22 protein-coding genes, 1 rRNA gene, 1 riboswitch and 1 other annotated feature (1 of these 25 cut by a window edge) are annotated in these 26,269 nt (G+C 68.4%); of the genes, 6 read left to right on the forward strand and 17 right to left on the reverse strand.

The genetic code is table 11. The features are described 5' to 3' along the window. Nucleotides 1-12 precede the first annotated feature (12 nt). Complete coding sequence (locus ACZ4SA_RS24990) at nucleotides 13-681, forward strand: pyridoxamine 5'-phosphate oxidase family protein (RefSeq protein WP_468278392.1); 669 nt, start codon at nucleotides 13-15, stop codon at nucleotides 679-681. An 86-nt stretch (nucleotides 682-767) separates the two neighbouring features. Here the strand turns inward: ACZ4SA_RS24990 and ACZ4SA_RS24995 are convergent, their stop codons facing one another. Then, nucleotides 768-1,775, reverse strand: a complete 1,008-nt coding sequence (locus ACZ4SA_RS24995; protein WP_468278395.1) for a DMT family transporter — start codon at nucleotides 1,773-1,775, stop codon at nucleotides 768-770. A 220-nt stretch (nucleotides 1,776-1,995) separates the two neighbouring features. Then, a complete protein-coding gene (locus tag ACZ4SA_RS25000) occupies nucleotides 1,996-3,006 on the reverse strand; it encodes an EamA family transporter (RefSeq protein WP_468278397.1) in 1,011 nt (336 codons plus the stop codon). A gap of 385 nt (nucleotides 3,007-3,391) precedes the next feature. On the opposite strand from ACZ4SA_RS25000, the gene ACZ4SA_RS25005 reads away from it, so the two are divergent. Then, nucleotides 3,392-3,820 (forward strand): type II toxin-antitoxin system Rv0910 family toxin, encoded by a 429-nt coding sequence (locus ACZ4SA_RS25005; protein ID WP_468278399.1) that lies wholly within the window; start codon nucleotides 3,392-3,394, stop codon nucleotides 3,818-3,820. A 113-nt stretch (nucleotides 3,821-3,933) separates the two neighbouring features. Here the strand turns inward: ACZ4SA_RS25005 and ACZ4SA_RS25010 are convergent, their stop codons facing one another. Continuing rightward, nucleotides 3,934-4,548, reverse strand: coding sequence for a PadR family transcriptional regulator (locus ACZ4SA_RS25010; protein WP_468278402.1), 615 nt, complete (start codon nucleotides 4,546-4,548; stop codon nucleotides 3,934-3,936). Nucleotides 4,549-4,687: 139 nt separating this feature from the next. On the opposite strand from ACZ4SA_RS25010, the gene ACZ4SA_RS25015 reads away from it, so the two are divergent. Then, a complete protein-coding gene (locus ACZ4SA_RS25015; RefSeq protein ID WP_468278405.1) occupies nucleotides 4,688-5,509 on the forward strand; it encodes a PhzF family phenazine biosynthesis protein in 822 nt (273 codons plus the stop codon). Between the two features lie 98 nt (nucleotides 5,510-5,607). On the opposite strand, the gene ACZ4SA_RS25020 is transcribed toward ACZ4SA_RS25015, so the two are convergent. Together ACZ4SA_RS25020 and ACZ4SA_RS25025 are read right to left on the reverse strand one after the other, a co-directional pair. Then, nucleotides 5,608-6,360, reverse strand: coding sequence for a CPBP family intramembrane glutamic endopeptidase (locus ACZ4SA_RS25020; RefSeq protein ID WP_468278456.1), 753 nt, complete (start codon nucleotides 6,358-6,360; stop codon nucleotides 5,608-5,610). 254 nt (nucleotides 6,361-6,614) lie between these two features. Next, nucleotides 6,615-8,123, reverse strand: coding sequence for a glutamate-cysteine ligase family protein (locus tag ACZ4SA_RS25025; RefSeq protein ID WP_468278408.1), 1,509 nt, complete (start codon nucleotides 8,121-8,123; stop codon nucleotides 6,615-6,617). Nucleotides 8,124-8,598: 475 nt separating this feature from the next. Between ACZ4SA_RS25025 and ACZ4SA_RS25030 the strand changes: the two genes are divergently transcribed. Both ACZ4SA_RS25030 and ACZ4SA_RS25035 read left to right on the forward strand, forming a co-directional pair. Next, nucleotides 8,599-9,189 (forward strand): hypothetical protein, encoded by a 591-nt coding sequence (locus ACZ4SA_RS25030; protein WP_468278411.1) that lies wholly within the window; start codon nucleotides 8,599-8,601, stop codon nucleotides 9,187-9,189. A gap of 299 nt (nucleotides 9,190-9,488) precedes the next feature. Beyond that, a complete protein-coding gene (locus tag ACZ4SA_RS25035; protein WP_468278414.1) occupies nucleotides 9,489-9,692 on the forward strand; it encodes a DUF5999 family protein in 204 nt (67 codons plus the stop codon). 82 nt (nucleotides 9,693-9,774) lie between these two features. Here ACZ4SA_RS25035 and gcvP read toward each other — a convergent pair whose 3' ends face one another. Next, nucleotides 9,775-12,660 carry an aminomethyl-transferring glycine dehydrogenase gene (gene gcvP / locus ACZ4SA_RS25040; protein WP_468278417.1) on the reverse strand — a complete coding sequence of 962 codons (2,886 nt, stop codon included), beginning with the start codon at nucleotides 12,658-12,660 and terminating at the stop codon, nucleotides 9,775-9,777. Between the two features lie 180 nt (nucleotides 12,661-12,840). Beyond that, nucleotides 12,841-12,936, reverse strand: a riboswitch (glycine riboswitch). Between the two features lie 114 nt (nucleotides 12,937-13,050). Between gcvP and ACZ4SA_RS25045 the strand changes: the two genes are divergently transcribed. Next, on the forward strand, nucleotides 13,051-13,434 hold the full coding sequence (locus ACZ4SA_RS25045) for a PRC-barrel domain-containing protein (protein ID WP_468278420.1): 384 nt from the start codon (nucleotides 13,051-13,053) through the stop codon (nucleotides 13,432-13,434). Here the strand turns inward: ACZ4SA_RS25045 and ACZ4SA_RS25050 are convergent. The 11 genes from ACZ4SA_RS25050 to rrf form a co-directional block, all read right to left on the reverse strand. Further along, on the reverse strand, nucleotides 13,344-14,843 hold the full coding sequence (locus ACZ4SA_RS25050) for a DNA polymerase IV (RefSeq protein ID WP_468278423.1): 1,500 nt from the start codon (nucleotides 14,841-14,843) through the stop codon (nucleotides 13,344-13,346). The genes ACZ4SA_RS25045 and ACZ4SA_RS25050 overlap by 91 nt on opposite strands. A 49-nt stretch (nucleotides 14,844-14,892) precedes the next feature. Then, nucleotides 14,893-15,438, reverse strand: a complete 546-nt coding sequence (locus ACZ4SA_RS25055; RefSeq protein WP_468278426.1) for a MerR family transcriptional regulator — start codon at nucleotides 15,436-15,438, stop codon at nucleotides 14,893-14,895. 217 nt (nucleotides 15,439-15,655) lie between these two features. Continuing rightward, nucleotides 15,656-16,129: a bifunctional nuclease family protein gene (locus ACZ4SA_RS25060; protein ID WP_026281837.1), complete on the reverse strand. Its 474-nt coding sequence runs from the start codon at nucleotides 16,127-16,129 to the stop codon at nucleotides 15,656-15,658. Between the two features lie 53 nt (nucleotides 16,130-16,182). Continuing rightward, complete coding sequence (ftsR, locus tag ACZ4SA_RS25065; protein WP_468278429.1) at nucleotides 16,183-16,926, reverse strand: transcriptional regulator FtsR; 744 nt, start codon at nucleotides 16,924-16,926, stop codon at nucleotides 16,183-16,185. A 43-nt stretch (nucleotides 16,927-16,969) separates the two neighbouring features. Continuing rightward, entirely contained in the window at nucleotides 16,970-17,845 is an 876-nt protein-coding gene (locus tag ACZ4SA_RS25070; RefSeq protein ID WP_468278459.1) for an FHA domain-containing protein, read from the reverse strand. 151 nt (nucleotides 17,846-17,996) lie between these two features. Further along, a complete protein-coding gene (locus ACZ4SA_RS25075) occupies nucleotides 17,997-18,878 on the reverse strand; it encodes a DUF881 domain-containing protein (protein WP_468278432.1) in 882 nt (293 codons plus the stop codon). Between the two features lie 3 nt (nucleotides 18,879-18,881). Next, nucleotides 18,882-19,214 carry a small basic family protein gene (locus ACZ4SA_RS25080; protein WP_023543062.1) on the reverse strand — a complete coding sequence of 111 codons (333 nt, stop codon included), beginning with the start codon at nucleotides 19,212-19,214 and terminating at the stop codon, nucleotides 18,882-18,884. Beyond that, nucleotides 19,211-20,137 (reverse strand): DUF881 domain-containing protein, encoded by a 927-nt coding sequence (locus ACZ4SA_RS25085; protein ID WP_468278435.1) that lies wholly within the window; start codon nucleotides 20,135-20,137, stop codon nucleotides 19,211-19,213. The genes ACZ4SA_RS25080 and ACZ4SA_RS25085 overlap by 4 nt, the downstream gene beginning before the upstream one ends. A 97-nt stretch (nucleotides 20,138-20,234) precedes the next feature. Continuing rightward, entirely contained in the window at nucleotides 20,235-22,730 is a 2,496-nt protein-coding gene (locus ACZ4SA_RS25090) for a sugar phosphate nucleotidyltransferase (protein ID WP_468278438.1), read from the reverse strand. 113 nt (nucleotides 22,731-22,843) lie between these two features. Next, nucleotides 22,844-23,452: a CDP-alcohol phosphatidyltransferase family protein gene (locus ACZ4SA_RS25095; protein ID WP_403871131.1), complete on the reverse strand. Its 609-nt coding sequence runs from the start codon at nucleotides 23,450-23,452 to the stop codon at nucleotides 22,844-22,846. Between the two features lie 147 nt (nucleotides 23,453-23,599). Then, a 5S ribosomal RNA gene (gene rrf, locus ACZ4SA_RS25100) occupies nucleotides 23,600-23,716 on the reverse strand. A 74-nt stretch (nucleotides 23,717-23,790) separates the two neighbouring features. Next, nucleotides 23,791-26,269, reverse strand: a sequence feature (most likely nonfunctional fraction of RNA operon); it runs 1,697 nt beyond the window's last position.

Raw genomic sequence — 26,269 nt, forward strand, 5'->3', positions numbered from 1 at the left:
TGCACTAGTGCAATGGAGAACGCAATGCAGGAGACCGCGGAAGCCTACGAGCCGACAGAGCGCACGATCCCGACCCGCGCCCGGGAGCGCGCTTCGTACGACCGCGAACTGGTGCACTCGATACTCGACACGGCCTACATCTGCCACCTCGGATTCGTCCGCGACGGCACGCCGGTCGTCCTGCCGACACTGTTCGCCCGCGTCGACGAGCGGCTGTACGTCCACGGGTCGACGGGCTCGCGCCCCCTGCGCATGGCGGGCGAGACGGATCCAGGCCTGCCGGTGTGCGTGACGGTGACCCACGTCGACGGTCTCGTGCTGGCGCGTTCCGCCTTCCACCACTCGCTCAACTACCGGTCCGTCGTGGTCCACGGCACCGCCCGGCAGGTCACCGACCCGCCGGAGAAGCGCACGGCGCTCGACGCGCTGGTCGACCACGCGATCCCCGGCCGCTCCGCCGACTCCCGCCCGGCGAATGCCAAGGAACTCGCGGCGACGGCCGTGCTCCGCATCGACCTGACCGAGGTCTCGGCCAAGACCCGCACGGGCGGCCCGAACGACGACCCTGCGGATCTCTCGCTCCCCCACTGGGCGGGCGTCGTCCCCGTTGCCCTCACAACCGCCTCCCCGGTCCCTTCGCCCGACCTGGCCCCGAGCACGCCGCTCCCCAGGTATCTCTGAGGCGGGGGCAAGGGGCGGGGGCGGCGGCGCCCCGGTTCCAAGAAGCGCCGGGGCCCCGTTCCGAAAGACGACGCCTCAAGGGCACGTCACGCGGGCGACAACGCCCGCCTCCGTCCCGCCGCTCCCCGCGTCTCCGCCGCCGCCAGCCCCGCCACCGCCGTGAGCAGCAGCAGCGTGCCCGCCACCGTCGCCGCCGTCAGGCGCTCGTCGAGCAGTGTCACCGCGATGACCGCCGCGCTCACCGGCTCCAGCAGCATGATCACCGACACCGTCGTCGCCCGGACGACCGCCGCGCCCGCGAAGTAGAGGGCGTAGGCCAGCGCGGTCGGCACGGCGGCAACGTACGCCAGCAGCCCGACGACCCGCGCCAGTTCCGCCGCGTGCGGCAGCAGACCCTCGCCGATCGCCATCGGCAGCAGGCCCACGGACCCGATCGCGAACGCCCACACCGTCGTCGACAGCGAGTCGCCGCCGCCACCGCCCCTGCCGAGCCACCGCGTCAGCAGCGTGATCGCGGCGTATCCGGCGGCGGACAGGACGGCGAGCAGGACGCCCACGGGCCGCACGTCTCCACCCTCGCCGCCGAGGACGAGCACACCGAGCCCGGCCAGCGCGCCCAGGACGGCCAGGGTCCCGCCCCGGCCCAGCCGCTCGCCCATCGTCAGTCGTGCGCCGACCGCGATGAGGACGGGGCCCGCGCCCAGTGTCACGACCGTGCCGACGGCGAGGCCCGTCGCCTCGACGGCCGCGAAGTAGGCACTCTGGAAGACCGTGAGGCCGACACCCGTGCCGAGGATGCGCACCAGCCGTCGGCGGCGCGGCTCGGCAACGGGAGCAAGACCCCCGACGCCGACCGACGTGGAGCGCCGCCGCGCCCGCAGCCAGAACACCGGAAGCAGTAGCACCAGCCCGCCCACGCACCGCCAGAACGACAGCGCGAGCGGACCGAGGTCGCTGACCTCGAAGGCGAGGGACGCGGCAGCGCCGGCGGTCCCCCACGCGAACCCGGCGAAGATCAGATAGACGAGACCCCGCCCGACGGTCGGTCCGGCGAAGCCGCCACCGGACGCGTCGACGGACGCGCCGGCAGACATGTGGGCAGCAGAAGGTGAAGCGGACGTTGCAGGGCAACAGGAAGAGGAACTCGACACGTGACTTCTCCGCGTGAAGATCTGGACGGCTGATCGCTCGGCTCAGTCACGCGGGCAGCACCAACATGCTCGGGATCAACCCGAGCCCGGCCTTCGTCAAGGAGACGGCCGCCCGCGTTACGCGGCGGGCGGCGGAAGTACGGTCGAATGCATGCTCGCCACCCTACGGCGCCCGCCGGCCGGCGGACAACTCACCAGGCTCCGCACCGTCACCGGCCACCGCGGGGACGACCTCCGGCCCGCCGGCCGCCACCGGTCCGGTCGGCGCCTTCGGCGCCTGGGACTGGGCGATGAACGCGCCGACGAGGACGACCGCGCCTCCGATGATCTGCGGCGCCGAGAGATGCTCGTGCAGCAGCACCCACGCCAGGACAGTCGCGACGACCGCCTCCAGGCAGGCCACCACGCCGGCGACCTGCGGCGACAACCTGCGTACCGAGACGACACCCGTCATGTACGCGAGCACGGTGGCGATCAGAACGACCCACCCCAGCAGAAGCACCGCCGGCAGCTCGGTGCCACCCATGTCCGCGCCACCGGCCAGCAGTGACCAGTCCATGCCCCAGGGCCGTGCCACGACCGTGAGCACTGTAGCGCCGATGAGGAGCCCGTACGCGATCACGCCGAGCGGGTCGGGCGCGTCCTCGCGGTCGCCGCCGTGGTCGGAGAGGACGAAGTACCCCACCTGGCAGCAGGCGGCGCCGAGGGCAAGCAGCAGGCCGAGCGCGTCGAAACTCAGACCGGCCCAGACCTCGACCACACACGCGAGGCCGGCGACCGCGAGGACGACGCCCAGCGCGGCCGCCCTTGTCACGGGGCGGCGCTGGACGAAGCGGACCCAGCCGAGCACGAGAGCGGGGGCCAGATACTCGATGAGCAACGCGACACCGACCGGGATGCGCGAGATGGCCGCGAAGTAGCAGGCCTGGACACCGGCCACCGCCAGAAGCCCGAAACCCGCCAGCAACGCCGGCCTGCGCCGGAGCAGACTCCGGTGGCGCCAGGCCACCGGCAGCATGACGAGCGCGGCTCCGGCGACGCGTAGCCATACGACATGGAGCGGGTCGAGCCCCGCCTCGATCAGCGGCTTGGCCGCGACGCCCGATCCGCCGAACGCGAAGGCCGAGCCCAGGGCGAGTCCCAGGCCGGCGCTCCTTCCCTGAGACGCTTGCATCGGCACATCATGTCAGCGTCGGTCAGGACCGTCACCCCTGTGACACATGTCGAGACGGCTCCGAGATCCGCCCCGCGAGCAGCGGCGCCTCGACACCCGCCCGCCGCAGCACCTCGACCGCCCGGGACCGGGGGGTCGGCGGCCACGCACGCCGGCACATCCATGCCCGTGGCCCGGCGGTCACCGCTCCTGCGCGCCCTGGTAGCGCGCCCGCCACGGGCAGCCACGGCGCGGGCGACCACCGGCGCCCGGTCGGCACCCGGACCGGGCCCGCCCCGGACCTCGCCCGCACCGGCAGAGAAGCTGATTGTTCGTCAGTATTGAATGTTTCCGCACTCGCAGCTACGGTCCGCGACACCGTAACCCGACACGAAGGGGTGGTCGCATGGCCGAAGTCAGCGCGGAAGCGCGCATCGAGGCACCGCCCGCGAAGGTCTGGGCCCAGCTGACCGACTTCGCCTCGTACGGCCGGTGGAACACCACCCACACCAGCTTCCCGAAGGGCGTGCCGGACCCCTTGGAGACCGGTGCCACCTTCGCGGAGAACATGAAGCTGATGGGCTTTCCCGCCGAGGTGACCTGGACCGTCGAGGAGTTGGAGGCGGAGCGCGTGCTCGCCATCACGGGCAAGGGCCCGATGTCCGTCGTCGTCGGCACCCGCTACTCGCTCACCCCGGTCGGCGACGCGACGGACGTACGCATAGACGGCGAGTTCACGGGCGCGGCCGTATCGCTGATGGCCGGCAAGTTGACGGACTCGGCGACGGCCGCGCTCAATGAGTCGCTCCGCAAACTCGGCGGCCTGGTCGCCTGAGCCGCCCGCCCGCCGCCGCCCCCCTACCCCGTGACGACCCACACGTGACGACCACGAGGCGACCCACGACGAAGGACCCCGCTATCACGCGGGGCCCTTCGAAACCGTACGGCTCAGTGCTCGTCGGCGAGGATCAGGTAGAGCTTCTTACGAGCCTCGTTGATGACGGCGACGGCCTTCTGCCGCTGCTCGACGCTGCCCGTCTTCCAGACCTGACCGAAGGCCTCCATGAGGCCGAAACCGGCCTGCCGGATCTCGTTGACCGTCTCCCAGTCGACGCCGCGCCCGGCCTCCTCCCACGGAGCCTCAGGACCCGACTCGGCCTCGGCGCGCCCGGTGTCGGTCAGCGTGAACAGCTTCTTGCCGCCCTCGCTCTCACTGATGATCAGACCCTCGTCCTCCAGCAGCTGGAGTGTCGGATAGACGGAGCCCGGGCTGGGCTTCCACGCACCGCCGCTGCGCTCACCGATCTCCTGGATCATCTCGTAACCGTGCATCGGGCGGTCCTTGAGCAGGGCCAGGATCGAGGCACGCACGTCGCCGCGCCGCGCCCTTCCCCGCCCGCCACCGCGACCGCGGCCGCCGCCGAAGGGTCCGCCGAACGGCGGCCCCCAGGGCCCGAACGCGGCCCGCCGGCCCTCGGACTCACCCGGACCGTGATGGCCGGGCCCGCAGTGCCCATGACCGCGGCCGTGCTCGTGTTCCGGTCCGTTTCCATGTGAACGCATCGCTTACGCTCCTTCCATCGTTGACCAGTCGCGATGCGTCAACGATATATCGGAAGCCGCATCCGGGCAAGGCCCCAGCGATCCAGCGACCCCGAATTGGCCTTGGCCTGCGGCTTCGCCCACGCCCTACGGTCGCTCCATGCGGATTCGAATCGTCGATGCCTTCACCGACCGCCCCTTCGCCGGCAACCCCGCCGGAGTCCTGCTGCTGGACTCCGACCGCTTCCCCACCGATTCCTGGCTCCAGCAGGTGGCCACGGAGGTGAACCTCTCGGAGACCGCCTTCGCCCACCCCCTGCCCGCCGGCGACGACGCGGACTGGGCACTGCGCTGGTTCACCCCGGCCACTGAGGTCGACATGTGCGGCCATGCCACGCTCGCCACCGCGCACGTCCTGCGCACCACGGGGGCGGCTACCGGCACGGTGCGCTTCGCCGCACGCTGCGGAACCCTGACCGCCACCGCGGACGAGGCGGGGGCACTCACCCTCGACTTCCCCACCTCCCCGTTGACTCCCGTCGACGTCCCGCCCGCACTGGCCGAGGCCCTCGGCGCGAAGGTGATCTCGGCCCACGACACCGGCCCGCACGTCGGAGACCTTCTGGTCGAGCTGGCCGACGAGCGGTCCGTACGCGGCCTGCGGCCCGACTTCGCCGCGCTGGTGGCGCTCTCCGAGCGCGGCATCATCACGACCGCCGCGGCCGAGGACCCCTCCACTCCCTACGACTTCGTCTCACGCGGCTTCTTCCCCCGCGTCGGGATCGACGAGGATCCCGTCACCGGCAGCGCCCACACGGCGCTCGCGCCCTTCTGGTCGGCCCGCCTCGGCCGTACCGAACTGACCGGCCTGCAGGCATCGGCCCGCTCCGGCCTCGTCCGCACCTCTCTGCGCGGCGACCGCACGCTGCTGACCGGCCAAGCGGTGACCGTGATCGACGGCGAGCTGCTCACCGCGCCCTGACGCAAGAACGCGCCGGGGACGTGCGGGCATCCGCTCGTACGTCCCCGGCGCGTTCGAGCCGGCCGCTCAGACAGTCCGTCGCTCAGGCAGCCGGTCGTTCAGACGGTGGGCAGCCAGTCCACCTTCCCCGCCAGCAGCCCGTACCCGACGAAGGCGACGATGTCGAGCAGGGCGTGCGCCGCCACCAGCGGGCCCACCCGCCCCCACCGCCGGTACAGCAGCACGAAGACGACGCCCATCACCATGTTGCCGATGAACCCGCCGATGCCCTGATAGAGGTGGTACGAGCCGCGCAGCACGGAGCTCGCGACCAGGGCCGCCATGGGTGTCCACCCCAACTGACCGAGCCGGCGCAGCAGATAGCCGACGACGATCACTTCCTCGAGCACGGAGTTCTGGACCGCCGAGAGAATGAGCACCGGGTACTTCCACCACACATCGGGAAGCGACTCGGGCACCACGGTGAGGTTGAAGCCCGATGCCCGCGCCAGGAGGTAGAAGGCCAGCCCGGCGCTGCCGATGCCCGCGGCGACGAGGGCGCCGCGCCCGAGGTCGGACCACGGTCTGCTCCGGTCGAATCCGATGGCAGGGAGCCCGGCGCGTTCACGGATCAGCAGATGCGCGACAAGCGCCACCGGCACCAGCGCCGTGGCGATCCCGAAAAGCTGCCAGGCGAGATCCAGCCATGGCCGTCCGGGAGCGAACGATCCGTTGAGCGTCGCCGCCTGATCCTTCAGGCCCCCGGGCTTTGTCAGCGATCCGATAAAGCTGATCAGTGACGACACCGCACTGGCACCGAGGGACAGTGCGAGCACGAGCACCGTCTCCGCCCGGAGGATCCTTCGTGACATCGCGGCCTGGGGAATGGATTCGGCCACACCTCCCGCCTCCGCCTGCACTCCTGCCTCCAGTTGCTCATCACGCCTTCTCCCCCCTCGATCACGCTTGATCACGTTCCATCGCACTCGAGGAGAAGCACCACCGCATGGGACGTCACAGCTTGCCCGACGACGGTACGGCGGACGCAGCCAGGTCCCCTCCACGCCCGGCGCGACAGGCGTGGACGTCTCGGGTCAGGAGTGGGTCCCCGAGCGGACGGCCCAGTTCAGGAGTGGGTCCCCGGGAACCCCACCGGCCATGTGTGCACCGGCTGCCCCCCACGCATCAGCTCGCAGTAGCGGCGCGTCATCGCTGCCAGCGCCGCCTCCCGCCGCAGCCCCGCCTCGCGCGCCCGGTGATAGGTGTCCGCCTGCCAGGAGGCACCGTTCATCCGGCGGCGGCACCGCTCCTCGATGACGCCCAGATACCGGTCGCGGTCGGCGGGGGCCACGTTCCACGCGTCGAGTCCCGCCGCGGCGAGCGGCAGCAACTCGTCACGGACGAGCTTGACGACAGGTACGCCGGTGACCCCACCGCGGCCCGGACGCGGCCACTGGAGGTCGGAGTCGATGCCATGGCGGCACGCGGTCTCGAAGTTCTCGGCTGCCGCGGCGAACGGCAGTCGCGTCCACACCGGGCGGGCCTCCTCGGCCAGGGCACGGACCAGGCCGTAGTAGAAGGCCGCGTTGGCGATGACGTCGGTCACGGTCGGGCCCGCCGGCAGTACGCGGTTCTCCACACGCAGATGCGGGACGCCGTCGGCCACGTCGTACACCGGCCGGTTCCACCGGTAGATGGTGCCGTTGTGCAGAACCAGCTCCTGGAACCGCGGCACTCCCCCCTCGTCCAACACCCGCAGCGGATCCTCGTCGCCGCAGATGGGCAGCAGCGCGGGGTAGTAGCGGAGGTTCTCCTCGAAGAGGTCGTACGCGGAGTCGACCCAGCGCTCACCGAACCACGTCCGCGGCCGTACGCCCTGGGCCTGCAACTCGGGCGGGCGGGTGTCCGTGGCCTGCTGGAAGAGCGGGGGGCGCGACTCACGCCACAGCTCCTTGCCGAACAGGAACGGCGAGTTGGCGCCGACAGCGACCTGCACGGCCGCCACCGCCTGCGCGGCGTTCCACACATCGGCGAAGCGGCCCGGCGTGACCTGGAGATGCAACTGTACGGAGGTGCAGGCCGCTTCGGGCGCGATCGACGCGGACGTGCACGTCAACTGCTCCACACCGTCGATGTCGAGGGTGAACTCCTCGCCCCGCGCGGCCACGATCTGATCGTTGAGCAGCTTGTAACGGTCTACGTCGGAGAGGTTCGCGGAGACCAGGTCCTGCTGCGTGAGCGTCGGAAGAATTCCGATCATCACGATGCCGGAACCGATCTCCTGCGCCTTGCGGTCCGCATATCCGAGCCCGGTGTGCAACTCCTCCGCCAGCTGATCGAGGACACGGCCGCCCAGACGGTGCGGGACGATATTTACTTCCAGATTGAACATGCCGAGCTCGGTCTGGAAATCCGGACTCGCGATACGGGAGAGCACCTCGGCATTCATCATCCGCGGCATGCCGTCTTCGCCGGTGAGATTCAGCTCTATCTCGAGCCCCATCAGATTCTTGGGCCGATCGAACCTCTTCTCCTCCAGCAGCCGCCCCAGCCCTGCCAGGCACTGCTGCAGCTTCCGCCGGTACCGCTGCCGATCGGACAGGTCGAACGCGCCTGCCGCGACCTTCTCCCCCATCGAAGGGTCCCTCCTCGAGTGGGCACCACGCAGCGCCGACCGCCACGTCACGGACGATGATGCCCAGACTCTTTGATCCATAACGTCACGCTCACGGTCCGCGCCCGATAGTCTGGAACAGAGCACCCAGCAGGCACATTCCACGGGCATACTGCATTGGGCAGTTTCCTGCATCCGAGGGCGACGATAAATACAGGTCTGTTTCGGCCGACCGCGCCGCGGTCGGCGTCGCAGGCCGAAGCCCTGCCGGGACGGAAAACCAGGTGAAAAGGCCCTCGGAAACGGGCTGATTTCGGCCTTGCTCGAAATACCCGCGACGGGTAGCGGAAACATTACGTGAACACGCGTCGTATAAACTCCGCGAGGGCAGAGAGTTGGGATCCGGTGTCTTCCGGCCGCTCGCCGCCCCGCACGCCGACAGCGCCGTCCGCACCTTCACGCATCACCGTGTCTCCCCAGTGAGAGGCGACCCATCATGCCGCTGCATGTCCCCCCGGCTCCCGCGCCTGCCCTGCGCAGCGTTCTCGCGGCACTCGGTTCACCCCTGGCCGTCCGCGAGGCCCGTACCCCTGCTCTGAGGTCCGTCCAGGGACCCCTGAGCGCCGAACTGCCTCTGCCGGTCCATGTGATGGACCGGATCGCGCCGAGCGGCAGTGCCCCGTACACCCGACTCGCCGGCTGGCGCTTCCTGATCCGCAGCGGCGAACGTGCCGTGGCCGCCGCGGACAGCGTGCTCACACCGGACGGCTGGACCTTCTCGCACTTCTTCGAAGGCCCCTATCTCGACTCGACCGAACGGGCCCTGCGACAGGCTGAGTCCATGGGACCCCATTTCCAGCCGAGGCTGCTGTCGGTGCCCGAGCTCTACATGCTCACCCTCTGGCTGCACGGCGACCCGCAGGCCGACGCCGCGGCCGGCACCCTTCAGCCGTCCGACGTCCTGGTCCCACTGGCTCCGGCACCGCCGGGCATCGCAGCCCACCGGCCGTGCCAGGTCGCCGACCTGCTGCCCGTCCTGACGATGCGACTGACACCGACGCCGCTGCTCGACTCGCCCGCCGCCTGACGAGGACCCACCGGCACGCCCCGCGACCGCGAGGTCGCGGGGCGTACTGATGTGCCAGGCATGGCCCGTTGTGACTAGCCCGCCCGGGCCACTGCGAACCACCCGAAAGGACAGCCGATTCAACTGAACCGCCCGCGCGGGTGGTACGTCATCAATGAGTAGGAAGAGCTGCCGTGAAATCCCTGCGGATCGACGCCCGTGGGGGAACACTGGGACCGGACCGAGAGATACGGGGGGCGGCCATGAACACTTCATCGAGCCGCAGGACACTCACCACATCGCAGCGAAAGAACCCATCCATGTGCCAGCACCAGCCGACCTGTCCCACATCCGACTCCGCCGACCGTGAGGCCGCACGTCTGGTGGCGCACCATCCGGAACAGGGTTGGAGCCTGCTGTGCAACGGCGTGCTCCTCTTCGAGGACACCGGCGAACTGCTGCCCGACGGCCGGATCATCGCCCCGCGCCGACCGCGCGAGACGGACGTGATGACGGCCGCCTAGAGCCGTCCGGACAGACACGACTAGGGGCCGGCCCGGAGAAGCTCTCCGCACCGGCCCCCACGCATATGCCCTTGCGCCCGCGTCAGTTGTCGTACTCGTCGAGCGGCGGGCAGGAGCAGACGAGGTTGCGGTCGCCGAACGCACCGTCGATACGGCGCACCGGCGGCCAGTACTTGTCGGCGGCGCTCACCCCGGCCGGGAAGACGGCCTCCTCACGACTGTAGGCGTGGTCCCATTCGCCGCCGAGCGCGGCCGCCGTGTGAGGGGCGTTGCGCAGCGGGTTGTCGTCGGCGGGCCACTCGCCCGAGGCGACCTTCTCGATCTCGGTACGGATCGCGATCATCGTGTCGCAGAAACGGTCGAGCTCGGTCAGGTCCTCGCTCTCGGTGGGCTCGATCATCAGCGTGCCGGCCACCGGGAAGGACATCGTCGGCGCGTGGAAGCCGTAGTCGATGAGCCGCTTGGCGATGTCGTCGACGCTGACACCCGTCGCCTTCGACAGCGGACGCAGGTCGACGATGCACTCGTGGGCGACGAGACCTGCCGGGCCGGTGTAGAGGACCGGGTAGTGCGGCTCGAGGCGCTTGGCGATGTAGTTGGCCGCGAGGACCGCGACCTGCGTGGCGCGCTTGAGACCCTCGCCGCCCATCAGACGCACGTACGCCCAGGAGATCGGCAGGATGCCCGCGGAACCCCACGGGGCCGCGGAGATCGGGCCGACCCCGGTCTCGGGGCCCGCCGTCGGCTGCAGCGGGTGGTTCGGCAGGTACGGGGCGAGGTGCGCGCGCACACCGACCGGGCCGACACCCGGTCCTCCGCCGCCGTGCGGGATGCAGAAGGTCTTGTGCAGGTTCAGGTGCGAGACGTCGCCGCCGAAACGGCCCGGCTTCGCAAGACCCACCAGCGCGTTGAGGTTGGCGCCATCGACGTACACCTGACCGCCGGCGTCGTGCACCTGGGCGCAGATGTCGGCGACGTGCTCCTCGAAGACGCCGTGCGTCGACGGGTAGGTGATCATCAGCACGGCAAGCTCGTCGCGGTACTGCTCGATCTTGGCCCGCAGATCCTCGGCGTCGATCTCGCCGTCGTCGGCGGTCTTGACCACGACGACCTTCATACCGGCCATCACGGCGCTGGCGGCGTTGGTGCCGTGCGCGGAGGACGGGATCAGGCAGACGGTGCGCTGTTCGTCGCCGTTGGCGCGGTGGTAGGCGCGGACGGCCAGCAGACCGGCCAGCTCGCCCTGCGACCCGGCGTTGGGCTGAATGGAGACCTTGTCGTAGCCCGTGACCTCTGCGAGGCGCTCCTCCAGCTCACGGATGAGGGTCAGATAGCCCTGCGCCTGCTCGACCGGCGCGAAGGGGTGGATCTGGCCGAACTCGGGCCAGGTCACCGGCTCCATCTCGGTCGTCGCGTTCAGCTTCATGGTGCAGGAGCCGAGCGGGATCATGCCGCGGTCCAGCGCGTAGTCGCGGTCGGCGAGCCTGCGCAGGTAGCGCAGCATCGCGGTCTCCGAGCGGTGCTCGTGGAAGACCGGGTGCGTGAGGTACTCGTCCCCGCGCAGCAGGGCGGCGGGCAGTGCGTCCGCGCCGGCGGCGTCCAGAGCCTCGACGTCGCCGGCGACCCCGAAGGCGGACCAGACAGCCGTCAGCTGCTCACGGCCGGTGGTCTCGTCACAGGCGAGGGAGACATGGTCGGCGTCGACGAGGTGCAGGTTGACCCCGCCCTCGCCGGCGGCGGCCACGACGTCGACGGCCCGGCCCGGCACACGGACGGTCAGGGTGTCGAAGTAGGAGCCGTGCACGACCTCGATGCCGCCGGCCCGCAGGCCCTCGGCGAGAATCGCGGCGTAACGGTGGGTGCGCCAGGCGATCGCCCGCAGCCCCTCCGGGCCGTGGTAGACGGCGTACATGCCTGCCATGACGGCGAGCAGCACCTGCGCGGTGCAGATGTTGCTGGTGGCCTTCTCACGGCGGATGTGCTGCTCACGGGTCTGCAGCGCCAAGCGGTAGGCCCGGTTGCCGTCCGCGTCGACGGAGACGCCGACCAGTCGGCCGGGCAGGCTCCGGGCGAACTTGTCGCGCACGGCCATGTAGCCGGCGTGCGGGCCGCCGAAGCCCATCGGGACGCCGAAGCGCTGCGTCGTACCCACGGCGATGTCCGCGCCGAGCTCGCCGGGCGAGGTGAGCAGGGTGAGGGCGAGCAGATCGGCGGCGACGGTGACGATCGCGCCGAGCTCGTGCGCCTGCTCGATCACGGGCTTCAGGTCGCGAACGGCACCGGAGGCGCCCGGGTACTGCAGCAGCACGCCGAAGACGCCGCGCTCCGCGATCTCGGCGGGGATGCCGTCGCTCAGGTCGGCGGTGACGACCTCGACGCCGGTCGGCTCGGCGCGGGTCTCGATCACGGCGATGGTCTGCGGCATGGTGTCGGCGTCGATCAGGAAGACGCCGGTCTTCACCTTGCCGACGCGGCGGGCCAGCGCCATGGCCTCCGCGGCGGCGGTGCCCTCGTCGAGGAGCGAGGCGCCGGAGGTGGGCAGGCCGGTCAGGTCCGCGACGACGGTCTGGAAGTTGAGCAGCGCCTCGAGCCGGCCCTGCGAGATCTCGGGCTGGTAGGGCGTGTACGCCGTGTACCAGGCCGGGTTCTCCATGACGTTCCGCAGGACGACCGGCGGGGTGAAGGTGCCGTAGTAGCCGAGCCCGATCATGGGGGCCAGCACCTGGTTGCGGTCCGCCAGGGAGCGCAGCTCGGCGAGCACGTCGGCCTCGGTGCGGGCGTCCGGCAGGTCGAGGGCCTCCGCGCTCTTGATCACCTCCGGTACGGCGGCGGCGGTGAGGTCGTCGAGCGAGCCGTAGCCCACCTGCGCGAGCATCTTGGCCTGGGCACCTGCGTCAGGCCCGATGTGGCGCCGCTCGAAGGGGGTGCCACGCTCCAGCTGGGAGAGCGGAATGCGGTTGGCGGTCATGGTGGGAGGCCTCCTGGTCTTCGCGACCTGCGAGGGGCATCACGGCGCGGATGCCCGGACGGCCTCCCCCTCTGTCATCTCAACCTGAGAGCTTCACCGGGCGTCGCGGAGCGACCTCCCGGCTTTCACCGTCGGTGAGAGCGGATGCCGTCCGACGCCCGCCCTGCTTTCCAGAGTGACCTCGTCCGTGCGGTACAGGTGCCTGAGAGATTCCGGGGAGGATTTGCTCCTTCGGCGCCTCCGGTCTTCACCGGAGAACTCTCCCGCACAGGGTCAGCAGCCGTTTGCCAGGGTACCAGCGCCGCTTGGGAACGATCGCTCGAGTGGCCGACACTCGAAATGTGCCCTTCTGTAGTCATGAGAGAGCAGGCGCGACCAGTTGGAGGGACCGTGCAGACCGACATCGATCCGCGCAGCCTGATAGGCCGCAAGGCGTTCGACCGCAACGGCACGAAGCTCGGAACGGTCGACGAGGTGTACCTGGACGACGCCACCGGAGTACCCGAGTGGGCGGCCGTGCGGACAGGCCTGTTCAGCAGGGACGCTTTCGTCCCCCTCGAACCGAGCGAGCTCGTCGACAACACCCTGCGCGTCCCTTACGAGCGCTCGCTGATCAAAGACGCTCCGGACTTCGGCGTGGGCCGCCATCTCTCCCCCGAGCAGGAACTCCAGCTCTACCACCACTACGGACTCGACCTCTCCGGCCCGCCCCCGACGCCCGCTCCCGCCTCGGGCGACCGCTCCTTCGGCCGCGTCGCCGGCCAGGAGGACTGACCCGCCCGGCCCTCGTCCGGCGGCGAATCCGGCGGCCCGGTCAGCGGCAGAGGGTCCGCGGGCTCCAGCTCCTCGTCGTCCACACGGAACGTGCGGACCCGGCCCGGTGGCGACCATGGTTCCTCGAAGCGCACGGTGACCCGCCCCACCCCGCTGCCCTGCACCCACCCGTGCCCGTGCCGCGCATGGCGTACGTCCTGGCCTGCGGCCCAGCGCCGCTCGACCGGGCCGGGAAGAGCCGGGCCAGGCCCCAGGACCTCTGCCGCCGCATCGGACGGAGCCGGGGCGGCGTCGGCGGCGGACGCCGCCCCGGACGGGACGGCCGCAGACTCCTCCGCCGCGGCCTGCGCGAACAGATCCTCCTGGGTGTAGTCCGCGAGTCCCGTGACGCCCACCCCGAGCAGCCGCACCCCGCCCGTGGTGTCCACTGCCTCCAGCAGCCGCCCCGCAGCCTCCCGCACGACCGCCGCATCGTCGGTCGGCCCCCGCAGCGTTTCCGACCGTGTCAGCGTCGAGAAGTCGTACCGGCGGACCTTGAGCACAATGGTCCGGCCCGAGTGCCCGGTCGCTCTCAGCCGCTCCACGCACCGGTCGGCGAGCCGGTCCACCTCGGTGCGCACCCGCACCCGGTCGTGCAGGTCCACATCGAAGGTGTCCTCGACCGACACCGACTTCGCGTCCCGCTCGGCGACCACCGGGCGGTCGTCGTGCCCCAGCGCCATCCGGAACAGCGACGCCCCGTGCGCCCTGCCCAGCAGCCGTACGAGCTCGTCCTCACCCGCCTCGGCCAGATCCGCGACCGTGGTCATACCGGCCCGCCGCAGGTGCTCACCCGTGGCGGGCCCTACACCCGGCAGGGTCCGCACTGGCATCGGCCCCAGCAGCTCGCGCTCGGTGCCCGGCTCGATGACGACCAGGCCGTCCGGCTTGGCCTGCTCCGAGGCGATCTTGGCGAGCATCTTGGAACCGGCCAGCCCCACGGACCCCGTCAGGCCCGTGACCGCCCGTATGTCGACGCGCAGCCGCTCGCCTGCCGCACGGGCCGACACGGCGTCGACCGCGGCCTCCCCGGCTTCGAGGTCGACGAACGCCTCGTCGAGGCTCAGCGGCTCCACCAGAGGCGACAGGCGCCCCAAAAGGTGCATGACCTGCTCGCTCACGGAGCGGTAGAGGGAGAAGCGCGGGACGAGATAGGCCGCGTTCGGTGCGAGACGCCGCGCCTGCGCCATCGGCATGGCCGAATGCACCCCGAAACGCCGGGCCTCATAGGAGGCGGTGGCGACCACACCGCGCGGACCGAGACCGCCGACGACCACCGGCTTGCCGCGCAGTGACGGCTTCGCCGCCTGCTCGGCGGCGGCGAAGAAAGCATCCATGTCGAGATGCAGGATCGTCGGGGCGGTTCTCACACCTTCGATGCTCCCCTACACCACTGACAACGGGGAGCTCCGGGCACGGTCAGACGGCCCGGTCGCGTCTGCGTCTGGCCAGCTCGTCCGCGGGGTTGTGACCGACCAGGGTCTCCCCCGTGTCGATCCGTTCGCCGTGAAGCTGCGAGAGCGCCGTCTCGACGTCCCGCCACACGACGCCCACCGCGATCCCGAAGACGCCCTGTCCGCCTTGGAGCAGCCCGACCACCTCGTCGGGCGACGAGCATTCGTAGACGGTCGCGCCGTCGCTCATGAGCGTCATCCGCTCGAGGTCCCTGAATCCACGGGCCCGCAGGTGCTGCACGGCGGCGCGGATGTTCTGCAGCGCTACACCGGTGTCCAGGAAGCGCTTGACGATCTTGAGGACGACGACGTCGCGGAAGCTGTAGAGCCGCTGCGTTCCGGAGCCGTATGCCGGTCGCACGCTGGGCTCGACCAGGCCTGTGCGCGCCCAGTAGTCGAGCTGCCGGTAGGTGATGCCGGCGGCCGCGCACGCGGTCGGCCCCCGGTAGCCGATGGTGTCGGTGGAGGGCCCGGCTGCGCTGTCGCGAAGCGGGTACGGCCCGTCTTCCACCGGACTGGGTCCGAGGCCGCCCCCAGCCGTACTGCCGCCGCTGCTTCTCACACGCCGACCTCCGTCCTTGACCTGCCACCTCGAAGGTAGGGAGTCACCAGGGGTGCGTCAACGATCGCCACACTCGGCACGCCGAGTGATAATCACCCTGAGAGTGGTTTCTCGTGCCCCGCCCCGGGGAAAGGCTACTCGAATACGCCGACGCCGAGCGGGCGGGTCACTGGCTACTGGAACCGAAGTCCTCGGGCGAGATCTGGTCGAGGAACTCGCGGAACTTCTCCACCTCGTCCTCCTGCTCGTCCGGAATCGCGATCCCCGCATCGTCCAGCACCCCGTCGCTGCCGTAGATCGGCGTACCGGTGCGCAGGGCGAGCGCTATCGCGTCGGACGGCCTGGCACTGACCTCGACCCCGCTGGCGAAGACCAGCTCCGCGTAGAAGACGCCTTCTCGCAGGTCGGTGATACGGACCTCGGTGAGCTCCTGACCCACTGCCTCCAGCACGTCCTTGAAGAGGTCATGGGTCAGCGGCCTGGCAGGGGCCATGCCCTGCTGCGCGAAGGCAATGGCGGTCGCCTCCCCCGGACCGATCCAGATGGGGAGGTACCTATCGCCTCCCACTTCACGCAGGAGCACGATCGGTTGGTTCGAGGGCATTTCGACCCGGACACCCACAACGTCGAGCTCGTTCACACAGTAACCCTAGGACGTGCGCGACCGGTTTGGGTAGTCGGGCTGGTCCAAGATCAGTGGAGCCGCACTCCGAGGGCGGTCTGCACCAGTGCCGCGTGGAGTCTCACGGACAGTGTCACGAGCTCCCGGGCGGTCGCCTCGGCATGTGCCCTGGTCTGCGGATTACGGTGTCGGCGCAGCGGCGCGACGATCTGCTCCACCAGCCCGGCGTCCCGTTCCGCGGACGCCTTCATGGCGCGAAGATGCCGAGGCTCGAGACCGAATCTGCCCAGGTCCGCGACCAACCGGGCGACGGTCGCCGCCTCGGACTCATAGGCCCCGTCCTCGTCCGGCGCGAGCAGGCCGAACGACTCCCACTCCGCGAGCTCCTCCTCTGACACGTCCGCGGCCGCCAGCAGAGCCGCTCGCCCGATACGGGCCGCGGTGGGCCGCTCGCTCTCCGGCTCCCAGGTGCCGTCGAGGAGCTCCCGGTGCGCTCCCTGCGCCGGCAGCTGGACCTGCTCCCCTCGCTCGAGGGCGTCCAGCTGCTCACGGATCACCTTCAGGGGAAGGTAGTGGTCACGCTGCATCCGCAGCACCAAAGCCAGCCGCTCCACGTCCTGGGCGCTGAACTTGCGGTACCCCGAGGGCGTACGGCTCGGCTCGACGAGTCCCTCCGCCTCCAGGAAACGGATCTTGGAGATCGTCACTTCCGGGAACTCGTCGCGCAGCCGGCCGAGCACCGCTCCGATGCTCATCGACCGCTCGCCCGCAGTGGCGGTGCCGTTGCCGGCACCGCCCGTCGGTGTTCGCAGCATGTACCTTCCCTGGAGGTCCCCCCGGACAAAGTCCGGGAGAGGGTCACACAGCCCGCTGGCTTGCGTAGAAGACCAGCCGGTACTTGCCGATCTGCACCTCGTCACCATTGGCCAGGACCGCGGAATCGATCCGCTCACGGTTCACGTAGGTGCCGTTCAGGCTGCCGACGTCGGAGACGGTGAAGCCGCCGTCCGCACCCCGGCGGAACTCGACGTGGCGCCTCGAGACGGTCACGTCGTCGAGGAAGATGTCGCTCTGCGGGTGACGGCCGGCCGTGGTCAGCTCACCGTCCAGCAGGAAGCGGCTGCCCGAGTTGGGACCGCGGCGGACCACCATGAGCGCCGAGCCGAGCGGCAGGGCCTCGACGGCGGCCTGGGCCTCGGGCGAGAGCGAGGGGATGGCCGTCTGGCCCGTGACCTCGGAATCGTAGGCCTCGATACCGGAGATGGAGATCGTCGACGTCGTCTCCGACGCCCGCTCGGCGGGAGCACCGCCCCGCAGCGGCGCGCCGCAGTTGGAGCAGAACCGACCGGCCTCGGTGTTCCGGTGGCCGCACCTCGTACAAACCGGCAAACCCGCCATGGACGGATCCTCCTGCCGCGGCTGTCCCGCGTGGGGATTGGTCGCATACGGGTCGGAGGCAAACCCTCCACCCGTACTTGAGGTTGATGGTTCCCCGAAACCTATGCCTCCGGCACCGGCAGGGTCAACAGACGACGCGCCCTGTCCGCCCGAATTGTCACCACCAGGCACCTCGTCCCGGAACAGCGGCCGCTCGGCCCCCTGCTCCTCACTCTGGCCATGGCGCGGCGCGCGATGCCGGGCATTGCCGTCCTCGCGTGCACTCTTGCCGAACAACTTCGCAAACAACTTCACGGGCGTTTCCCCTTGACCGAAATAGACCCGCCCGTGGGGCAGGACGACGAACCCTCAACCAACACACCTGCCGACCCGGACACCCTCACAACGTCCGTACGCACCAGACAGTTTCCACCACGCAGCACATATGTGATGCGTCGACCCCCTGCAATCTTCTGCCCTGGTCCGGCAGACCCCATGTTCCCCCGATTCACTGCGAGGACGACCGAGCGTAGTCAGGCCGCTCCGCCGGTCGCAAGGCGTCCACAGTGATCTTCTCCGAACGCACCACAGTGGCCGTGGCCTGCTCCTTCTCCAAGGTCTGCACCACACCGCCCGGGATGTTCAGGGCGGGCTCCAGGTCCTGCGGCTTGCCGATCACCTTGAAGGTGTACGGCGCGGTGATCCGCTTCCCGTCCACCGCGATGTCACCGGCGGTTCCCGAGAAGAAGGTGTCCGCGACGACCCTGGTTCCGTCGACCTGAATCGCCTCCGCGCCGGCCGCCCGAAGCTCCTGGATCGTGTCGAGGAGCATGTCCGACTCCACGGTCCCGGACGGGTCCTGGATCGTGAGCGTGATGCCGGGCCCCTCGGCCGCGACCGTGCCGGCGAGGACGCCGAGCTGCTGTTCCTTCTGCAGTGTCTGCTTGCGCGCCTCTTCCGCCTGGTCCGAGCTGTTCTCCAACTCGGTGCGCTGGTCCTCGAGACGCTGCTTCTCGTCCTCGAGCCGCTGAGTGCGGTTGTCGAGCTCGTCGAGGATGCGAACGAGGTCTTCCTGGCGTGCGCCGCGCAGCGCGCTCTCGTCGCTGTTGGAGCGGACCTGGATGGCCAGGCCCAGACCGAGGACGAACAGCAGAACGGCGACGATCAGTTGGGCCCGGGTCACCCGCGGCGGCCACACCGCCGCGCGCAGCCGTTCACGGCCGGTCTGCGGCGCCGCCTCCGACGCGGCGGGCTCCGGCGCGTCGGCTTCCGGCGACGGGGCGGCAGGCTGTGACTGCGGCTGCTGGGGCTGGGGCTGGGGCTGGGGCTGGGGCTGGGGCTCCTGAGGCTGCGGAGTCTCGTCCTTCGGAAGGTTCTCTTCGTTGTTCATCCGTCACGCCCGGAAGACATGCCGGCGGATCGCCGCGGCGTTGGAGAAGATCCGGATGCCGAACACGACGACCACACCGGTGGACAACTGCGCGCCGACGCCCAACTTGTCGCCCAGGAAGACGATCAGCGCGGCCACCACGACGTTCGACAGGAAGGAGACGACGAACACCTTGTCGACGAAGATCCCGTCGAGCATGGCCCGCAGACCGCCGAACACGGCGTCGAGCGCGGCGACGACCGCGATCGGCAGATAGGGCTCGACCACCGCCGGCACTTCGGGCCGGACCAACAGCCCGACCACGACTCCCACGACGAGGCCCAGTACGGCGATCACGATGTGCCCTTCTCTGTGTCGGCCGCCCCCGGCCCGCCACCGTTCCCGGCGTCGGCGGTCTTCGGCTCTGCTGTTCGTACGATCAAGCTCGGGGCCGCAGGCAGACGAACCGTCTCCTCGTCGGAAATGCTGGACCGGATACCGAAGTCCTCTTTCAGGATCTGCAGATACTGGCCGTCGGTACTGTCCTGGAAAGCGGTGCGCAGCTTGGTCCCGTCCCCCACCGCCTGCACCGTGTACGGCGGCACCAGCGGCCTGTTGTCGACCAGTATGGCCTCGCCTGCCGCCCTGATCGCGGACAGGGCCGTCAGCCGCTGCCCGTTGATCGCGATCGCCTCCGCACCGGACTCCCACAGCCCGTTGACGACCCGCTGCATGTCGCGGTCCCGTACCCGGCCCGTGTCGGAGAAGCCACTGCTCTCCCGCGGGCCGCCACCGCCCTGATCGGTGTTCTTGGCGTCGTCCACGACGAGTTTCACGCCCGGCCCCTGCACCTCGGTGGCCCCGGCGAGCAGCGAGACGAGCTCCCCCTGCTCCCCGCCCTGCGTTTTGAGGGCCTTGCGCTGCCGCTCCTCCACGTCGGAACGCAGCGCCTCGACCTCCCGCTCCAGCTCGTCGGCGGTGCCGGTCTGCGCCTCGACGCGGTCGATCAGCTCCTCGCGTTCCTTCGCAAGCACCGGTGCCGAAATCTGCGCCTCAGCAGCACCGAGGGTGACGACCACGGCCGCCAGCACCAAGCCCGCGGCCAGCCCGAGCTTGGCCCTCAGCGTCCGCGGCGGACCGCCGGCCTCGGCCCTGCGGGCCGACGCCTCTGCGTACCCGTCGTCGAGACTGTGCTCCATGACGTTCGTCAGCAGCGACATGGACGCGTCGGGGCGCGCGGGCGGAGAACCTGTGCTCCGAACGGGGGGCTGCTGCGGCATGCCGCACATCGTCGCATGTCGCAGCCGCTACCGCCGAATGGCCCCACCGGTGTGCCGACAGCGGCCTGCGGGCAACTGCCGGCACACCGGTCCGGCCTCAGTGACCTGCGCTGTCCACGACCGCCGACCACTCGTCGAGCAACGCCTGTGCCGATGCGTCGTCCGGCCCTTCCGCCCACAGATGGGTGACCGCCTCCGACGGATCGGGCAGCACCATCACCCAACGGCCGTCGGTCTCGACCACCCGCACACCGTCGGTGGTGTCGACGTGCCGGTCTCCCGCGGCCTCGACGACCCGCCGCATGACGAGCCCCTTGACGGCCCACGGCGTCGCGAGATCCCGCTTCAGGACGTGGGCGCGCGGGATCCGGGCGTCGATCTGGCTCAGCGTGAGCTGCGTGCGCGCGACCAGCCCGACGAGCCGGACGAAGGCGGCCGCACCGTCGAAGACGCTGCTGAACTCCGGCACGATGAAGCCGCCGCGGCCGTCACCACCGAAGATCGTGGTCTCCTCCCTGCCCACCCGCGTCAGGTCGTCAGGAGAGGTGGTCGTCCACTCCACCTGGGTGCCGTGATAGGCCGCGACCTGCTCGGCGATCCTCGTCGTCGTCACCGGCAGCGCCACCCCACCGCTGCGCCGCTCCGCAGCGACCAGGTCGAGCATCACCAGCAACGCACGATCGTCCTCGACGATCCGTCCACGCTCGTCCACGAGAGAGAGCCGCTCGCCGACCGGGTCGAACCGGACGCCGAAGGCCGCCCGTGCGGAAGCCACGATCTCGCCGAGCCTGACCAGACCCGACCGCCTGGTGTCGGCGGACTCCGTGGGCCGTGCCTCGTCCAGTCCGGGGTTGATCGTCAGGGCGTCGACCCCGAGGCGTCCGAGGAGGCTGGGCAGCACCAGACCGGCGCTGCCGTTGGACGCGTCGATGACGACCTTCAGCCCCGATTCGGCGATCCCCGAGGTGTCCACGTTGCGCAGCAGGGAGCCCGTGTAGGAGTCGAAGACGCTCGAGGGGAAGTACAGGTCGCCGATCTCGCCCGGGAAGGCACGCCGGTACTCCTGGCGTGCGTAGACGCGGTCCAGCTTCCGCTGCCCTCCCTGTGAGAGGTCCGCTCCCCGTTCGTCGAAGAACATGATGTCGACGGAGTCCGGCACCCCCGGCGAGGTCCGGATCATGATGCCGCCCGCACTTCCGCGTGCGGTCTGCTGGCGGGCGACGGGCAGGGGCACGTTCTCCAGGTCCCGTACGTCGATGGCGCTGGCCTGCAGCGCCGAGATCACGGCCCGCTTCAGCGCTCGCGCACCTCGGGAGTGGTCACGAGCCGTGGTGACCGTGGCGCCCTTCTTGAGCGTGGTGGCGTACGCGCCGGCCAGCCGCACCGCGACCTCCGGGGTGATCTCCACGTTGAGGATCCCGGAGACGCCCCGCGCGCCGAAGAGATGCGCCTGGCCCCGCGATTCCCAGATCACCGAGGTGTTGACGAACGCGCCGGCCTCGACCGTCTTGAACGGGTAGACGCGGACGTTGCCCTGAACGATCGATTCTTCTCCGACCAGGCATTCGTCGCCGATCACGGCGCCGTCCTCGATACGGGCGGCCCTCATGATGTCCGTGTTCTTGCCGATGACACACCCGCGGAGATTGCTCTGCGGCCCGATGTAGACGTTGTCGTGGACGACCGCCTTGTGGAGGAAGGCGCCGCTCTTGACGACGACGTTCGAGCCGATGACGGTGTGCTCCCGGAGCTCCGCACCGGCTTCGACCTTCGCGTAGTCACCGATGTACACCGGGGCACGCAGCACGGCGTCCGGATGCACGTCCGCGCCTTCGGCGACCCACACACCGGGCGAGATCTCGAATCCGTCGAGCTCGACGTCCACCTTGCGTTCCAGGACGTCGGCCTGGGCCTTCACATAGCTCTCGTGGGTACCGACATCCTCCCAGTAGCCCTCGGCGACATAGCCGTAGATCGGCTTGCCTTCCTTCATGAGCTGGGGGAAGACATCGCCGGACCAGTCCACCGGCACGTCGGCCTCGACGTAGTCGAATACCTCGGGCTCCATGACGTAGATGCCGGTGTTCACGGTGTCGGAGAAAACCTGGCCCCACGTCGGCTTCTCGAGGAAGCGCTCGACCTTCCCTTCTTCGTCGACGATCGTGATGCCGAATTCCAGAGGATTCGGGACCCGTGTCAGACAGACGGTGACCAAGGCGCCTTTCTCCTTGTGGAAGGAGATGAGGTCGGTCAGGTCGAAGTCGGTGAGGGCGTCACCGGAAATCACGAGGAACGCATCGTCCTTGAGTGCTTCCTCAGCGTTCTTCACACTGCCAGCAGTGCCGAGTGGCTTCTCCTCGTTGGCGTAGGTGAGCTCCATTCCGAGCTCTTCGCCGTCACCGAAGTAGTTCTTGACCAGTGAGGCGAGAAATTGCACGGTTACGACGGTCTCGGTGAGCCCGTGCCGCTTGAGCAGCCTGAGAACATGCTCCATGATCGGCCGGTTGGCCACCGGCAGAAGTGGCTTGGGCATGCTCGAGGTCATGGGGCGAAGTCGGGTTCCTTCGCCACCAGCCATCACGACGGCCTTCATGTCGGAAGCGTCCTCCTTGAAGAGTCGACGGTCTTGCCGACTTCACTCGTCGAAAGAGACCACTGGTGACACGCGCGCGGCCGGCGACACTGCGCGGTACCACACCGACGAGGTCAATCGGCCATTGCGTCCGCCTTGACGAGACGGCGGACCTGGACCACATACAGGATCCCTGCCCACCAGTACAGAGTTGTACCCCATCCCGCGAACGCCCATCCGAAAATCGCCGCGAGTGACGCAAGCCACCCGGTTCCGTCACTCAGGAGCAGCAAGGGGAACGCGTACATGAGATTGAAGGTGGCAGCCTTGCCCAGGAAGTTCACCTGGGGCGGTGGATAGCCATGGCGACGGAGGATCCCCACCATCACCAACAGCATCAGTTCACGCGCCAATAGCGCGGCCGTCAACCAGAGCGGCAGAATCTCCCGCCAGGTCAGTCCGACCAGGGTCGAGAGGATGTAGAGCCGGTCGGCCGCCGGGTCGAGGATTCGGCCGAGACTGCTGATCTGGTTCCACCGGCGGGCCAGCTTGCCGTCCAGATAGTCGCTGACGCCGCTGAGCATCAGAACCAGCAAAGCCCAGCCGTCGCTCTTGGGCCCCCCGAACTCGGGACGGAGAATCAGCCACAGGAACAGCGGCACGCCGACGAGACGCGCCATGCTGAGGATGTTGGGGATGGTGAGTACCCGGTTCGTCTGAACGCGGGTCTCCTGGACCTCCACCCGGGGGCCTCCTGTGTGGAACGTGCCGACGATGCCCCATGACCTTACCTGCAGCTACCGTCGGCCTGTACAGGGGGTGCCAGCAGTAGCCGGGTAAACGCGGAAAAGCCCCGCACCTCGAGGGTGCGGGGCTTTCCCACAATAATTGTTCGGCGGCGTCCTACTCTCCCACAGGGTCCCCCCTGCAGTACCATCGGCGCTGAAAGGCTTAGCTTCCGGGTTCGGAATGTAACCGGGCGTTTCCCTAACGCAATGACCACCGAAACACTATGAAGTTGAACTCAAGCCGGCAAGGCGAATTCGTTACTTCAGAACTAACACAGTGGACGCGAGCAACTGAGGACAAGCCCTCGGCCTATTAGTACCGGTCAACTCCACCCATTACTGGGCTTCCATATCCGGCCTATCAACCCAGTCGTCTACTGGGAGCCTTACCCTCTCAAGGAGGTGGGAGTCCTCATCTCGAAGCAGGCTTCCCGCTTAGATGCTTTCAGCGGTTATCCTTTCCGAACGTAGCCAACCAGCCATGCCCTTGGCAGGACAACTGGCACACCAGAGGTTCGTCCGTCCCGGTCCTCTCGTACTAGGGACAGCCCTTCTCAAGACTCCTACGCGCACAGCGGATAGGGACCGAACTGTCTCACGACGTTCTAAACCCAGCTCGCGTACCGCTTTAATGGGCGAACAGCCCAACCCTTGGGACCGACTCCAGCCCCAGGATGCGACGAGCCGACATCGAGGTGCCAAACCATCCCGTCGATATGGACTCTTGGGGAAGATCAGCCTGTTATCCCCGGGGTACCTTTTATCCGTTGAGCGACGGCGCTTCCACAAGCCACCGCCGGATCACTAGTCCCGACTTTCGTCCCTGCTCGACCCGTCGGTCTCACAGTCAAGCTCCCTTGTGCACTTACACTCAACACCTGATTGCCAACCAGGCTGAGGGAACCTTTGGGCGCCTCCGTTACCCTTTGGGAGGCAACCGCCCCAGTTAAACTACCCATCAGACACTGTCCCTGATCCGGATCACGGACCCAGGTTAGACATCCAGCACGACCAGAGTGGTATTTCAACGGCGACTCCACCTGAACTGGCGTCCAAGCTTCACAGTCTCCCACCTATCCTACACAAGCCGAACCGAACACCAATATCAAACTGTAGTAAAGGTCCCGGGGTCTTTCCGTCCTGCTGCGCGAAACGAGCATCTTTACTCGTAGTGCAATTTCACCGGGCCTATGGTTGAGACAGTCGAGAAGTCGTTACGCCATTCGTGCAGGTCGGAACTTACCCGACAAGGAATTTCGCTACCTTAGGATGGTTATAGTTACCACCGCCGTTTACTGGCGCTTAAGTTCTCAGCTTCGCAACCCCGAAAGGTCACTAACCGGTCCCCTTAACGTTCCAGCACCGGGCAGGCGTCAGTCCGTATACATCGCCTTACGGCTTCGCACGGACCTGTGTTTTTAGTAAACAGTCGCTTCTCGCTGGTCTCTGCGGCCACCCCCAGCTCGAGGAGCACGTCCTCTCACCAGAAATGGCCCCCCTTCTCCCGAAGTTACGGGGGCATTTTGCCGAGTTCCTTAACCATAGTTCACCCGAACGCCTCGGTATTCTCTACCTGACCACCTGAGTCGGTTTAGGGTACGGGCCGCCATGAAACTCGCTAGAGGCTTTTCTCGACAGCATAGGATCATCCACTTCACCACAATCGGCTCGGCATCAGGTCTCAGACTCCATGCACGACGGATTTACCTACCGTGCGTCCTACACCCTTACCCCGGGACAACCACCGCCCGGGCTGGACTACCTTCCTGCGTCACCCCATCGCTTACCTACTACCACCTTGGATCAGCGGCTCCACCACTCCGACCTCGTCCGAAGACTCAGCCGGCGGCTTCACGGCCTTAGCATTAATGGGCTCGATACTGGGCGTTTCAAAGCGGGTACCGGAATATCAACCGGTTGTCCATCGACTACGCCTGTCGGCCTCGCCTTAGGTCCCGACTTACCCTGGGCAGATCAGCTTGACCCAGGAACCCTTAGTCAATCGGCGCACACGTTTCTCACGTGTGTATCGCTACTCATGCCTGCATTCTCACTCGTGAACCGTCCACAACTCGCTTCCGCGGCTGCTTCACCCGGCACACGACGCTCCCCTACCCATCCCAGCGGGCGTTGGCCCTCATGCTGGAATGACACGACTTCGGCGGTACGCTTGAGCCCCGCTACATTGTCGGCGCGGAATCACTTGACCAGTGAGCTATTACGCACTCTTTCAAGGGTGGCTGCTTCTAAGCCAACCTCCTGGTTGTCTCTGCGACTCCACATCCTTTCCCACTTAGCGTACGCTTAGGGGCCTTAGTCGATGCTCTGGGCTGTTTCCCTCTCGACCATGGAGCTTATCCCCCACAGTCTCACTGCCGCGCTCTCACTTACCGGCATTCGGAGTTTGGCTAAGGTCAGTAACCCGGTAGGGCCCATCGCCTATCCAGTGCTCTACCTCCGGCAAGAAACACACGACGCTGCACCTAAATGCATTTCGGGGAGAACCAGCTATCACGGAGTTTGATTGGCCTTTCACCCCTAACCACAGGTCATCCCCCAGGTTTTCAACCCTGGTGGGTTCGGTCCTCCACGAAGTCTTACCTCCGCTTCAACCTGCCCATGGCTAGATCACTCCGCTTCGGGTCTTGAGCGCGCTACTGAACCGCCCTGTTCGGACTCGCTTTCGCTACGGCTTCCCCACACGGGTTAACCTCGCAACACACCGCAAACTCGCAGGCTCATTCTTCAAAAGGCACGCAGTCACGACTGACA

This window comes from Streptomyces sp. NPDC027962 (assembly GCF_055566095.1).